A 13,491-nucleotide genomic window follows, 5' to 3' on the forward strand; every position below is an offset into this window, starting at 1 on the left:
TTAGTCCGTGCTGAGTTAGGAGTTTTGAGTATCTAAACCTCGTCCATTTTGAAACCCGGAGTAGTGCGGGCATCTTGCCTGCTACGAAGATATGGGAGCAAGATGCTCCCACTACTTTTAAAACTATGGTTCTCAAAATAGATGTGGTTTAGCTAGACACAGTAAAAGTAACCTAAACTACGCGGTGTGCGGCTTATTCTTGAAACCCCTCTCCAAACCTCTCCCCGAAACGGAGAGAAGCTTTGATTCTTGCTCCCCTTCCCTACAAGGGAAGGGGTTGGGGGTTAGGTCTGAGAGAAAGTCGCACACGGCGTTAAACTAAAATCAAGATGACTTGCTCTTAAATCTGGAAAAAACTATGGTTAATACTTATGACGACATTTTCAATACTGCACTGTCTTTACCTCCAGGGTTAAGAGCAATGCTTGCTGAACATTTATTTAAAAGTCTGGATGCTGAAAATCAAGCAGAAATAGATGCTATTTGGGCAGAAGAAGCAGAGAAAAGATTTCAAGCTGTTGAACAAGGCGAAGTTAATTTAATTCCTGGTGAACAAGTATTGCGAGAGCTACGTTCTAGGAGTAAGTAATGGCTTATAATTTTCATCCTGATGCCAAACAGGAATTAGATGATGCTGTTGCTTACTATGACAATATCAGCCGTGAGATGTATTTGTTGCCGAAGTTGAACGCACTCTCAATCGTATTGAACAGTTCCCACAAGCATGGACTCAATTATCAAAAAATACAAGACGCTGCCGCATAGCCAGTTTTCCCTATGGGATAATTTATGCCATCAAAGAGCAGCAAATTTTAATAGTTGCAATCATGCACCTTCAGCGTCAGCCAAATTACTGGACTAATAGAATCTGAATTAATAGCTTAATCAAGATTATCTCGATCTATGCCAAGCGATGCCTTCTCTTTCAGAGACGCTACCGCGAACGGCAAGGCTTTGCCAACGCACAGGTAACAAGTAAAATTTAGCTACAACCCAGGACTATTTATCATGATGATTACTCTCTTGCTGGATTCTTTGAGCGATCGCTCATTATCATTTATCTGTAATTGAGTAATAATGGTTATTTTATTTCTAGAATTTTGTTGTCATTACCGTGAAAAAATTTTAATCATCATCATCGTGAAATAGTGATGATAAATCTCGATAACCACTAATCACACGGAAAATATCGACATCTTCTCCTATGGGCATATAAAGAATGAGATAATTATCTATAGGAAGACTACGGATACCTGGTAAAATTTCATCACGCTGTCGTCCTAATTTTGGGAACCGAGCAATTTTGCTAAATTTAGCATCAAGTTTACTCAAGAACAACTCTGATTGAGTTAAACCAAACTTTTTGGCAATATAATCTGCAATCTGCTCGATATCCTGAATCGCAGGTTCAGTGAGGCGAAATTGTAGAGTCATACTTCGTCTGAGACACCGTAGCGCGATGTCTACGACGGGCTACGCCTACTCAAATTGGCACGGATTTGAGCCATTGCAGTTGATCCATCAACTACTTTACCCTCCTGGGATGCTTCCAATCCAATGCGTGCTTCCATCTGAAGCTCTCCCAGTCGTCCTTGATATATGTCTTCTTCTTGCTGTTCTAGTAGTTTTATTCCTGCAACAATAACGTCAACGGCATTATGATATTTACCGCTCTTTAGTTGGCGTTGTAGCAGGGCTTCTACCTCTGGGGGCAAAAAGATTTGCATAGAATTTTTTCAGAGTCAGGATTAACTCCATTGTAAGCTGTAAGCAAGGATGATTGTTGACATCGCACATTAATCAAGATTATCTGGGTTTATGCCAAGCGATATCTAAAGTTACGTTAAGTTATAATCAGCAGTCCAACATTTAAAACCAATGAACTGGAAACTTGACGAAGCACAACAAAAACTGCCAGAGGTGATTGATGCGATCGCCTCAGAACCTCAATTAATCTTCAACCAGGACAAATTAGTTGCGGCGATTGTAGAACCTAAACTTTTCCAAGATTTTCTAGCTTGGTATCAGCAACAAAAAGCCTCTTCTCTCGCAGATGCTTTTGTAGAACTACGTCAACTCTGTGCGGAAGAAAATTATATTTTAGAAACACCTGCACGATGTAGCGATTAGCAATTGACAATGTTTTAATCTTATGTTTCTTCAAAAGGATTAAAAACCCCAATTTCTATCCCATCAAAATCTTTCTCATTACGAGTAACTAGAGTATAGTTGTAATATTTTGTTGTAGCGGCAATAAGAGAATCTAAAGGAGGTAACTTTCGCCCTTTTTTCTCTAATTTTCCTACCAACTCACCCCATAACAATATTACAGATAAATCTAAGGGTAAAATTCTCTCCTCGAACTGCACAAGTAATTCATTCTCAAACCAATCTTGAATATTCTTTTTTCGCAATGATTCAGGTAGTTTCTCAATTCCCTTTCTAATTTCACCAATAGTGATTATAGCCTTTCCTAGGCTACTGAAGTACAAATTTATCTGCGTTTATCTGCGTTTATCTGCGTTTAATTATTTTAGACCGTACCTTACTGGAGCGAGAAACGCTATACACTCAAAAAAGTTCGTTTCGCATCTACACCTTTCAACCACCCAATTACCTTTTGATTTGGCTGGACAGATATCAATTCAGAAATAATATTTGTATCTAAAATATAGTTCATAATTCTAGTTGACGATTGTCAAAGTCTCTTTGACGTTCTAAATCTATATCCACACCAACTAGAGGAGAATTTTGAAATAATTCAACTAAATTTTCTGATTCAGTTTTGAGGTATGGCTTTTCTATTTTTTTATTCAAATAATAGATTAATTGTATCTTTTCTTCTCTGCTTAAATTATCAATTTCTTTTAGTAACATATTTACGGATGAATTGCTCATTTTGATTTTCCTATTCAAAAATTCCAGATTTATTTACTGCTAATTACAGCATTGCTATTTAAAACAGGACTTAGAGGATGTTTGAAAAGGGTCTTGCTATGTCATGTTTGTTGAATTCCGCATAGCAAAATGAAACATCTGGTGTATGCGAGGTAAGCGATCGCACATTAATCAAGATTATCTGGATCTATACCAAGCGATGTCTAACGACAAGCCGCTTCGCGTCTACGCAACCTTTCTGCCATCTGTTGAGCGCGTTGTTCAGTTTGTTGAATCTTCTCGTACGGCGTAGGATAGCGTTTTCCTGATTCATCATACCAATAAAGCCATTCTCTAGTGACACCAGAATAATTCCCGCGATCGCAGCCAATTCCTAAGCCAATTTCTGGTAACCAAACCGGATTTCCTGCTTGCAATTCATACTTGTCATTGACTAATTTATGCACTTCTAAACGCGGTTTGCGGCGACGGCGAGAAGAATAAATTACGTAATAAAGTATACCTAAGTCTGCGTATTCATCTAATTTAGTTGTATATTCTTTCCGGTAAGTTTTAGATACCACCTCTAACACTAAACTCGGTACAACTTTTTCTTCCCACAACACATAACTAGGACGCAATTCCTCATCATAAAACCGTTCTACCCCTAAGCTCAAAAACCCATCTGGTACAATCGCTGGTTGATCGGGGTGATAATAAATGCCCATATCTATGCTAAAGAACCAGTCCATGCGTTCCGCCCAAAGTATAAGCAATATTGCCTTCAGCAAGCCTGGTATTAATTCTTGCAGTTCATTATCCACAGGCGTTTCGTCTGAGTCGGGTAGTTCTTCGGCGCTTGGCAAGTACCTCGGCAGATTGTACTCTAACATGGCTGGTTTCCCTAAAACTCACCAAAATTATAGCGGTTAATTTTGATTATTACTTAGCAATGGATAGGTACTAGAGCGATGCCTTCTCTTTCAGAGACGCTACCGCGAACGGCAAGGCTTTGCCAACGCACAGGTAACAAGTAAAATTTACCAACAACACAGGACTATTCATCCTGATGATTACTCTCTTGCTGGATTCTTTGAGCCTTAGCGGAGCTTAACGTTCGCGTAGCGTCTCGTTGGCGCAGCCTCTTGTAGAGAAGAGAAGTTATCGCTTCGGAGGCTATGCGAATATTTTCCTCTATTGGCGTTCCATCTGCTGTAACAAATGGAGGCATAGTTTTCCATTTCAAACTGGGATAATGAAACAGCGATCGCATAGCTTCAATATCATCCCGGTGTTCTAATACATCTAGCTAGATACAAAAAAATTCACCTAAACTAAAATTAAGACGGTTTAACCAAGGCATGGTTAGGGAATGGAACAATGGCAACAGAAACAATTACCCTGCAAATTCCAGAAATAATCTATCAACGTTTAGTCAACACTGCCCGCGCGCAACGTCGCCCCATTGAAGAGATAATAGTTCATGCTTTGCAGGTAGGTAGTCCTCCAGAATGGGATGCGGCGCTCTACTTAGTAACAGCGATGTCTAAGACGGGATGCGCCAACGCTATCTTACCCACAGCTCGCTCAGTTTCGCTATAAGCATGAGCCGCAGCTAGTTCTTGTAAGGGAAATGTGCGATCGATCACAACTCGAATTTTGCCCGCCTCAATTAAATCTTTTAAATAAACCAAGTCTCTAGTATTTGGCTTCTCCAAGATAAATTTGACTTTTTGACCAGGAAGAAAAGCAGTTAAAACACTTTGTACCAAGCTTTCGGGGCTGGGTAAGGTGGTGATGTAAATTCCGTTAGGTTTGAGAACTTTTTTAACTTCAGAAGGCGATCGCTTCGCCACCACATCAAAAATAATGTCATACTTTACTGGCTCTTGGGTGAAATCTTGTTGTGTATAGTCAATTAAGCGATCGCTTCCCAACGATTTCACAAATTCCAGATTTTTCGTGCTGGTAACTCCCGTCACCACCGCCCCTAAAGCCTTAGCGATTTGCACCGCAAAAATGCCTACACCGCCAGCCGCACCATTAATTAACACAGTTTGTCCTGATTGGATATTACCTTGGTCGCGCAGCGCTTGCAGAGCCGTTAAAGCGGCTAAGGGTACAACAGCAGCCTGTTCATCAGTCAAGTTTATCGGTTTGAGAGCCGCCAAATTTTCGGGAATAGCGGCAAATTCTGCATAAGCGCCCCCAGGAAAGCTAGTACTACCATAAATTGAGTCTCCTGGTTTGAACCGCGTCACACCAACGCCAACCTCTACTACCTCTCCCGCTAAATCGAAGCCCAAAATCATCGGAAATCGATTACCTGTGATTATTTGCAACATACCCTTGCGGATTTTCCAATCAATAGGATTCACACTACTAGCATGAACTTTGACCAGTAATTGCATGGGCTTAATTGTTGGTTGCTCCACATCTTCATATTGCAATACTTCGGCGGTTCCATATTGACGAATAACGACAGCTTTCATATTATTCCTCCTGCTACCCTGCATTTTTGACTTGATATAGCGGTTCTCAGTCTGTTGCAATACGCCCTGGATTGGGTGATCAGAATTCAGAATTCAGGAGAGTTTCAACCTTCTCCTATCGGAGACGCTGCGCGAACGGCTGCGCTCAGGGTTAAATATTCTGGCTCCTGACTCCTTTGCGGAAAGTGTATTTCATTCATCTGAGAATTGCTATAAAGTAAGTTTGTTTGTGATTGATAAATTTAGTGTAGCGACAACATCAGATTTTTTCCTTGCAGTAATGATTGTGTGATTCAGCATAAATTTTATACGCAGTTAATAGGCATATATTTGACCACATAACTGTACACAATTTGACCTCGAAAATGTTGCTGGCGGCTTTAAAAATTTTGCACCTATTTTTACGAAAAGTTGCAATTTTAGCTGAATAGCAGAGAGTTTATATAAGATTAGATTGCCTGCTCTTCGGAAAATAAATGATAAATAAAATCAATTGTGGAGTAGAATTTCTGAGGGAACTTTATGGGAAAACGCCAGCAATGCCTAGACACTCCGCATCTCACCTGACCAAGATGACCCTAGCGCAAGGTTAAAGCAGAAATACTCTGTACAAAACTGCTTTTACCTTCTATCAATAACGGTTCTCTTGCATAAGCAAAAATACCTTGTAAGTCACCCAAAACCAGAAAAATCCTTGTCTATACATTGCATTTAGACGATTGCCCAACAAAGTTTAAGAAAGACGCAATAAAAATTAAATATTTTGCCATCAAATTTATCAGCTTTACTTCGTCTCCCTCAAAAGTTTGTTTGACCCATCCAGTAAGACTTTGAAGATAATTTAATGTCGTCTCCATGACAAAAATTAAAAAAATATGAATTACATTTTTCCTTGAAAAAAAATGATATGTTGGATACAGAATTGAATTTCGCACGTATCTGGAGTCAAGCAACGTAGCTTACTCCAGTTTTTCCCCCTTAAATCCCTAACTAACCATCACTTTAAGTTAGATTTAGGGAGGTTTTGAGTACAATTTGGCATATCTTAAAACTAGCTTCTATCGCACTCTAACCTTTGCTAGCATTCAGTTTTAGCTGAGTACAAACACATCCTGTACCCCTCTTCAAAAATACTCGTACCCCGACCAAAAAATACTAGCACCCCTACCCAAAAAAATTATTTCTATACTTTGAAAGCCCCATGTGTCAGGGTTTCAAGTTTTGAGTACAAGCTTAATAAATCCAATAAATTCTATCCTCGATGGACCCAATGCCCACCTGAGAAACGGCTGATATAAATCTTATATCGCCAATCACCTAACGCTCCGATAAAAACGGCAGCGAAAAGTGAGTGGAGGGATGAGATAGCACCATGCCTTTGTGAATAGAAGTCGCGGCTGTATACAAAAACTCTACCCACGACCCAAGCGTTGACACACACCAGCCGAAAATCAAGGATTGTCAGCCTGCTCTACTCTGTAATTAACCGTCCTCTTGGCGTTTATATTACGGCAAGAGAGTAGACTCCTACAGGCAGCATAAGTATCAGACGCGGCTTCAATTCCTAGGCATCAAGAGTAGCGACGACATCTCTCACAGTGGCATCCAGTCCACCGACATTTTGCGAAATTCAATGACACTACCTGCTACAGGACTCCTCTCCTCCAACCATCAGGAACCGACAACTACCCAAGCAAAATCAGGTGGTTGCGGATGCGACAGCAGCGCCACCGTGGAAATGGACGAGAAACTCAAAGAACGCATTGCCAAGCATCCCTGCTACAGCGAAGACGCACACCACCATTACGCGAGAATGCACGTTGCAGTTGCCCCAGCTTGCAACATTCAATGCAACTATTGCAACCGTAAATTTGACTGTGCCAACGAAAGCCGCCCTGGAGTAGTTAGTGAATTGCTCACCCCAGAGGAAGCAGCACATAAAGTGTTGGTGATTGCAGGTAAGATTCCCCAAATGACCGTTTTAGGAGTTGCGGGGCCTGGTGATCCACTGGCGAATCCTGAAAAGACTTTCCGCACCTTTGAGTTGATTGCAGATAAAGCACCAGATATTAAGCTTTGCTTATCAACCAACGGTTTGATGCTGACCGAATATGTCGATCGCATCAAACAATTGAATATAGATCACGTAACTATTACACTTAACACCATAGACCCAGAAATTGGCGCACAGATTTATTCTTGGGTTCACTACAAGCGTAAGCGCTACAGAGGCGTTGAAGGGGCGAAAATTCTGCTCGAAAAGCAGATGGAAGGATTGCAAGCCCTCAAAGAAGCTGACATCTTATGCAAAGTCAACTCCGTGATGATTCCTGGAATTAATGACCAGCATTTGGTGGAAGTGAATAAATTCATTCGTGAGAATGGCGCATTCCTGCACAACATCATGCCGTTGATTTCTGCACCAGAACATGGTACTCACTTCGGCTTAACCGGTCAGCGTGGCCCCACAACCAAAGAACTCAAAGAAGTTCAAGATAACTGCGCCGGCAACATGAAAATGATGCGCCACTGTCGTCAATGTCGAGCAGATGCGGTAGGATTATTAGGAGAAGACCGTAGCCAAGAATTCACCAAAGATAAATTCTTGGAAATGTCCCCCGAATATAACCTAGAACAACGCGCCACAGTTCACGAAGGTATTGAGAAGTTTAAAGAAGAACTGAAAGTAGCCAAAGAAAAAGCACAAACTAAGAAGTTTGTCAACAGTCCGAAGATTTTAGTTGCAGTTGCAACTAAAGGCAGTGGATTAGTTAACCAACACTTCGGTCATGCGAAAGAATTCCAGATTTATGAAGTGGAAGGTAACGAAGTTCGCTTTGTCAGTCACCGCAAGATTGACCACTATTGCCAAGGTGGATTTGGAGAGGAAGCCACTCTAGAATATATTATTAAAGCGATCGCAGATTGCAAAGCGGTTTTAGTCTCCAAAATTGGGAACTGTCCCAAAGAAGAATTGCACAAAGCTGGCATCCAGACTGTTGAAACATACGACGTGATTGAGAAAGCTGCTCTAGAGTTTTACGAGCAATATGTCAAGGAATTAGGGATTGGGGAATAGGGATTGGGGATTGGGGAATAGGGACTGGGGATTGGGGAATAGGGATTAGGGAAGAATTTTCCCGTACTCAATACCCAATACCCAATACTCAGTACCCAATACCTAGTACCCAGCACCCAGTACCCAGTACCCAAATAGGAGAATAGTCATGGCTTACAAAATTACTAGCCGATGTATTTCCTGCGATCTATGTCTGTCTGTCTGTCCCACTGATGCAATTAAGATAATTGATGGTAATCGCTGGATTGACCCCAGCCTTTGCACAAACTGCGTTGGTAGTATTCATACAGTACCTCAATGCAAAGCTGGTTGCCCCACTTGTGATGGTTGCGTCAAACAGCCTAGTGATTATTGGGAAGGCTGGTTTGCTAATTACAACCGTTCCTTAGCAAAGTTGACAAACAAAGAAGATTATTGGGAGCGGTGGTTTGATTGTTATTCGCAGAAATTCTCTGAGCAGTTGCAAAAACGTCAGCCCGAAATCATGGGTGCAAGATGAAGTATGAAGTCTGAAGGATGAAGTCTGAAGTCTGAAGTATGAAACTCCGAGCTTTGAACTGGAAACTTTGAGTTCAGAACAGGAAACTTCACACTTTCAACTTGGAACTTCGAGCTTTGAACTAGAAACTTCGAGTTCAGAACAGGAAACTTCACACTTTTAACTTGGAACTTCGAGCTTTGAACTGGAAACTTCGAGTTCAGAACAGGAAACTTTACCCTTCACTCTTCACACTTCATAACTTTAGATTAGAAACAATGCAAAATAACTGCATATATCTCGATAATAATGCCACCACTAAGGTAGATCCAGAAATTGCAGCGGTGATGCTGCCTTACTTGACAGAATATTATGGCAATCCCTCAAGTATGCACACCTTCGGTGGACAACTCGGCAAAGACGTTAAATTAGCCAGAGCAAATATTGCAGCCCTTTTGGGTGCGGATGAATCGGAAATTGTGTTTACCAGTTGTGGGACTGAGGGAGATAACGCCGCGATTCGGGCTGCACTGTTAGCGCAACCAGAGAAGCGACATATTATCACTACTCAAGTTGAACACCCTGCAGTTCTGAATGTCTGCAAACAATTAGAAACCCAAGGATATACTGTTACTTATCTGTCGGTGAATAGTCAGGGACAATTGGATCTAGATGAACTAGAAGCCTCGCTGACAGGTAACACCGCCCTGGTGACAGTGATGTACGCCAACAACGAAACTGGTGTGATTTTCCCAATTGAGCAAATTGGGTTGCGAGTAAAAGAGCATGGCGCTCTATTTCACGTCGATGCAGTGCAAGCAGTCGGCAAGATTCCGCTGAACATGAAGACTAGCACTGTGGATATGTTGACGATATCTGGTCATAAAATCCATGCACCCAAGGGAATTGGGGCTTTATATATACGTCGTGGTGTGAGATTCCGTCCTTTCTTAATTGGCGGACACCAAGAACGCGGACGGCGGGCGGGAACAGAGAATGTTCCGGGAATTATTGCTTTAGGCAAAGCTGCCGAACTGGAGATGTTACACTTAGAAGAGGCGACCAAAAGAGAAGCAAGATTGCGCGATCGCCTAGAAAAAACCTTACTCGCTACGATTCCCGACTGTGAAGTTAATGGTGATCCTACGCAGAGATTGCCAAACACCACCAACATTGGTTTTAAGTATATCGAAGGTGAAGCTATCTTACTTTCTTTAAACAAATACGGTATCTGTGCCTCATCTGGTTCCGCTTGTACCTCTGGCTCCTTGGAACCTTCCCACGTTTTGCGATCGATGGGCTTACCCTACACCACCTTACACGGTTCCATCCGCTTTAGCCTGAGTCGCTACACCACAGACGCCGAAATCGATCAAGTTATCGCAGTTATGCCAGAGATTGTAGAACGTCTCCGCGCCCTCTCACCCTTCAAAAATGATGACGCAGGCTGGCTACAACAACAAGCTCAAACATTGACGCATCACTAATAGGGAATGGGGAATAGGGAATGGGGAATAGGGAATGGGGAATAGGTAATAGGAAAGATTTTACCGAATACCCAATCCAAAATCCAAAATCCAAAATCTAAATACCCCAATCTAAAATCCAAAATCTAAAATCTAAAATCGACCATGTGGGACTACACAGATAAAGTATTAGAACTGTTTTACAATCCTTTGAATCAGGGAGCAATTGAAGAGACTAGCGAATCTGGAATTAAGGTTGCAACTGGAGAGGTGGGTAGTATTGCCTGCGGTGATGCCCTCAGACTGCACTTGAAAGTGGAAGTAGCATCTGATAAGATTTTGGATGCACGCTTTCAAACCTTTGGCTGCACCAGTGCGATCGCATCTTCTAGCGCGCTCACTGAGATGATCAAGGGTTTAACTTTAGATGAAGCCTTGAGTGTCTCTAATAAAGACATTGCAGACTACCTGGGCGGCTTACCGGAAGCCAAGATGCACTGTTCTGTGATGGGGCAAGAAGCCCTAGAAGCAGCCATCTACAACTATCGTGGCATTCCCCTCGCCGCTCATGATGACGATGATGAAGGCGCGCTGATTTGTAGTTGCTTTGGGATTAGTGAATCCAAAATTCGGCGCGTGATTCTGGAAAATAACCTTACGGATGCCGAACAGGTAACAAATTATGTCAAAGCTGGTGGCGGATGCGGTTCTTGTTTAGCCAACATTGATGATATTATTAAAGATGTACAGCAATCAGCCACACCTGCCCTCAACAACTATGGCGTAAAAGTTGCTACAGATATTGTCACTGCCAAGCAGCAAACACAACGACCATTAACCAACGTCCAAAGAATCGCACTTATCCAAAAAGTTCTGGATGAAGAAGTCAGACCGGTGTTGATAGCTGACGGTGGAGATGTGGAACTGTATGATATTGAAGGTGATCGCGTGAAAGTTTTACTTCAGGGTGCCTGCGGTTCCTGTTCTAGCAGCACAGCTACCCTCAAAATTGCGATCGAAGCCAGATTGCGCGATCGCGTCAGCCAGAACCTTGTAGTCGAAGCAGTTGAGCCATTACATTAGCACTTACATACTCTACAAATACGCCCTAAAATGCATCGGCTAGAAATTGAAAGTAGGATTTGAACCACATCATTGTCTTCCTATCAATACTTGAGTCCTACTGACCACAAACAGCAAATGCACATAGGCGAAGGTAGATGTTTTCAACTTAAGAGCCAGATACAGAACTAATTTTACCTTTGAACGGCAGTGGCTCCACTTGGGGTATCCTCAAGCACTGCCTCCTCTTGACTAATTTTAATTCTGAACAGCAGTAGCTCCACACTGCCTCTTCTTGACTCCTGACTCCTGAATTCTGTTCTACACAACGCCTAATGAGCGAATTTATAGATCCAACTCGCTTCAAAGGAGACAAATATGAGCTTGTACGACAAACTTGGCGGCAAACCTGCGATCGAAAAAGTAGTAGATGAGCTTCACAAACGCATCTTAGCAGATGGCAGCCTCAAACCCTTCTTCGCTAAAACTGATATGGCAAAGCAACGTAATCATCAAGTTGCTTTCTTCACTCAGATATTTGAAGGACCAAAGGAATACAAAGGTCGTGCAATGGACAAAACCCACACCGGGATGAGTCTGCAACAACCACACTTCGATGCTATTTTGAAGCACCTGAGTGAATCAATGGCTGCGGCTGGAGTATCAGCAGATAACACCAAGGCTGCACTAGCAGGTGTCACAGCCTTAAAAGGCTCTATTTTGAACAAATAATCAGACTTACTGATTGACAGGAAGACACAGCGCTATCTCAAGTTCTACTTGGGTTTTCAGCCAAACATTATGACGTATTTGTAAAGTGCGTAACCCCTTTGTTCTTTGTCAGGTTAAAAGACAAAGAACAAAGGTTAAACAAAAATTTAAAGCGGAAACATCATGTACCTACTCTCAATAATTTTAGCTGTGGAGCGATCGCCCCCGGTGACGTTCTACATCCCCCTCACTGCTGTAGCTCAACAGGCGTGAGTAGCCCAGAGACGAACACAACAGACCCACCAACCAACCAATTGCAGGAAATCACGAACCATGACTGAGAACATTAGACAGATAGCCTTCTACGGTAAGGGCGGTATTGGTAAATCTACCACTTCCCAAAACACCTTAGCAGCTATGGCAGAAATGGGCCAACGCATCCTCATCGTCGGTTGCGACCCTAAAGCTGACTCTACCCGTTTGATGCTGCACAGTAAAGCTCAAACAACCGTTCTTCACCTCGCTGCTGAACGTGGTGCAGTAGAAGATATCGAACTTGAAGAAGTAATGCTCACCGGTTTCCGTAACGTTCGTTGCGTAGAATCTGGTGGTCCAGAACCCGGTGTAGGTTGCGCTGGTCGTGGTATCATTACCGCCATCAACTTCTTAGAAGAAAACGGTGCTTACCAAGACTTAGACTTCGTATCTTACGACGTGTTAGGTGACGTTGTCTGCGGTGGTTTCGCAATGCCTATCCGTGAAGGTAAAGCACAAGAAATCTACATCGTGACATCAGGTGAAATGATGGCGATGTACGCTGCGAACAACATCGCTCGTGGTGTTCTTAAGTATGCTCACACAGGTGGTGTGCGCTTGGGTGGTTTGATTTGTAACAGCCGTAACACTGACCGGGAAATCGAATTGATCGAAACCTTGGCAAAACGGTTGAACACCCAAATGATTCACTACGTACCTCGTGACAACATTGTTCAACACGCTGAATTGCGCCGGATGACCGTTAACGAGTACGCTCCTGAAAGCAACCAAGCTAACGAATACCGGACACTAGCTACCAAGATCATCAACAACAAAAACCTGGCTATTCCTACACCTATCGAAATGGAAGAACTAGAAGAATTGTTGATTGAATTCGGTATTCTCGAAAGTGAAGAAAATACCGCCAAGTTGGTTGCTCAAACTGCTCAAAAATAATGCTCTAGCACAAGGAAGAAGGCAGAGAGTAACACATAATAGCTCTCACCTTTGACCATACCAATTTTAGATTTTAGATTTTGGATTTTGGATTGAAAATTGACACCCCAATGT

At 42.3% G+C, this 13,491-nt stretch carries 17 protein-coding genes; 10 read left to right on the forward strand and 7 right to left on the reverse strand.

Annotated elements, in window-relative coordinates; translation table 11 throughout:
- Window positions 1–358 precede the first annotated feature (358 nt).
- Genes CAL7507_RS00310 through CAL7507_RS33590 form a run of 3 tightly spaced genes read left to right on the forward strand, consistent with a single transcriptional unit; the run spans window position 359 to window position 872 of the window.
- Window positions 359–589 (forward strand): addiction module protein, encoded by a 231-nt coding sequence (locus CAL7507_RS00310; RefSeq protein WP_015126407.1) that lies wholly within the window; start codon window positions 359–361, stop codon window positions 587–589.
- Window positions 589–765, forward strand: a complete 177-nt coding sequence (locus tag CAL7507_RS32580; RefSeq protein WP_015126408.1) for a hypothetical protein — start codon at window positions 589–591, stop codon at window positions 763–765. The genes CAL7507_RS00310 and CAL7507_RS32580 overlap by 1 nt, the downstream gene beginning before the upstream one ends.
- On the forward strand, window positions 705–872 hold the full coding sequence (locus CAL7507_RS33590) for a type II toxin-antitoxin system RelE/ParE family toxin (RefSeq protein WP_201447887.1): 168 nt from the start codon (window positions 705–707) through the stop codon (window positions 870–872). Before CAL7507_RS32580 ends, CAL7507_RS33590 begins: the two co-directional genes overlap by 61 nt.
- A 253-nt stretch (window positions 873–1,125) precedes the next feature.
- On the opposite strand, the gene CAL7507_RS00315 is transcribed toward CAL7507_RS33590, so the two are convergent.
- Together CAL7507_RS00315 and CAL7507_RS00320 are read right to left on the reverse strand one after the other, a co-directional pair.
- Entirely contained in the window at window positions 1,126–1,434 is a 309-nt protein-coding gene (locus CAL7507_RS00315; protein WP_015126409.1) for a type II toxin-antitoxin system RelE/ParE family toxin, read from the reverse strand.
- Window positions 1,435–1,463: 29 nt separating this feature from the next.
- A complete protein-coding gene (locus CAL7507_RS00320; RefSeq protein WP_015126410.1) occupies window positions 1,464–1,727 on the reverse strand; it encodes a type II toxin-antitoxin system ParD family antitoxin in 264 nt (87 codons plus the stop codon).
- 151 nt (window positions 1,728–1,878) lie between these two features.
- Between CAL7507_RS00320 and CAL7507_RS00325 the strand changes: the two genes are divergently transcribed.
- Window positions 1,879–2,130 (forward strand): hypothetical protein, encoded by a 252-nt coding sequence (locus CAL7507_RS00325; RefSeq protein ID WP_015126411.1) that lies wholly within the window; start codon window positions 1,879–1,881, stop codon window positions 2,128–2,130.
- 20 nt (window positions 2,131–2,150) lie between these two features.
- On the opposite strand, the gene CAL7507_RS00330 is transcribed toward CAL7507_RS00325, so the two are convergent.
- From CAL7507_RS00330 to CAL7507_RS00350, 5 genes are all read right to left on the reverse strand, one after another.
- Entirely contained in the window at window positions 2,151–2,492 is a 342-nt protein-coding gene (locus CAL7507_RS00330; protein ID WP_052331530.1) for a type II toxin-antitoxin system VapC family toxin, read from the reverse strand.
- 184 nt (window positions 2,493–2,676) lie between these two features.
- A complete protein-coding gene (locus tag CAL7507_RS00335) occupies window positions 2,677–2,898 on the reverse strand; it encodes a hypothetical protein (protein ID WP_015126412.1) in 222 nt (73 codons plus the stop codon).
- A 203-nt stretch (window positions 2,899–3,101) separates the two neighbouring features.
- On the reverse strand, window positions 3,102–3,770 hold the full coding sequence (locus tag CAL7507_RS00340) for a Uma2 family endonuclease (RefSeq protein ID WP_015126413.1): 669 nt from the start codon (window positions 3,768–3,770) through the stop codon (window positions 3,102–3,104).
- 164 nt (window positions 3,771–3,934) lie between these two features.
- Entirely contained in the window at window positions 3,935–4,108 is a 174-nt protein-coding gene (locus CAL7507_RS00345) for a hypothetical protein (RefSeq protein WP_015126414.1), read from the reverse strand.
- 295 nt (window positions 4,109–4,403) lie between these two features.
- Window positions 4,404–5,369, reverse strand: coding sequence for an NAD(P)-dependent alcohol dehydrogenase (locus CAL7507_RS00350; RefSeq protein WP_015126416.1), 966 nt, complete (start codon window positions 5,367–5,369; stop codon window positions 4,404–4,406).
- Window positions 5,370–7,002: 1,633 nt separating this feature from the next.
- Here CAL7507_RS00350 and nifB point away from each other — a divergent pair.
- The 6 genes from nifB to nifH all read left to right on the forward strand — a co-directional run bounded on the left by nifB (window position 7,003) and on the right by nifH (window position 13,377).
- Window positions 7,003–8,448, forward strand: coding sequence for a nitrogenase cofactor biosynthesis protein NifB (gene nifB, locus CAL7507_RS00355; protein ID WP_015126417.1), 1,446 nt, complete (start codon window positions 7,003–7,005; stop codon window positions 8,446–8,448).
- Between the two features lie 148 nt (window positions 8,449–8,596).
- Window positions 8,597–8,947, forward strand: a complete 351-nt coding sequence (locus CAL7507_RS00360) for a 4Fe-4S binding protein (RefSeq protein WP_015126418.1) — start codon at window positions 8,597–8,599, stop codon at window positions 8,945–8,947.
- A gap of 257 nt (window positions 8,948–9,204) precedes the next feature.
- Window positions 9,205–10,413: a cysteine desulfurase NifS gene (nifS, locus tag CAL7507_RS00365; RefSeq protein WP_015126419.1), complete on the forward strand. Its 1,209-nt coding sequence runs from the start codon at window positions 9,205–9,207 to the stop codon at window positions 10,411–10,413.
- Between the two features lie 144 nt (window positions 10,414–10,557).
- On the forward strand, window positions 10,558–11,475 hold the full coding sequence (nifU, locus tag CAL7507_RS00370; protein WP_015126420.1) for a Fe-S cluster assembly protein NifU: 918 nt from the start codon (window positions 10,558–10,560) through the stop codon (window positions 11,473–11,475).
- Between the two features lie 357 nt (window positions 11,476–11,832).
- Window positions 11,833–12,186: a group 1 truncated hemoglobin gene (locus CAL7507_RS00375; protein WP_015126421.1), complete on the forward strand. Its 354-nt coding sequence runs from the start codon at window positions 11,833–11,835 to the stop codon at window positions 12,184–12,186.
- Window positions 12,187–12,498: 312 nt separating this feature from the next.
- On the forward strand, window positions 12,499–13,377 hold the full coding sequence (nifH, locus tag CAL7507_RS00380) for a nitrogenase iron protein (RefSeq protein WP_015126422.1): 879 nt from the start codon (window positions 12,499–12,501) through the stop codon (window positions 13,375–13,377).
- Window positions 13,378–13,491: the final 114 nt, after the last annotated feature.

It is taken from the genome of Calothrix sp. PCC 7507 (assembly GCF_000316575.1).
Taxonomy (GTDB): Bacteria; Cyanobacteriota; Cyanobacteriia; order Cyanobacteriales; family Nostocaceae; genus Fortiea.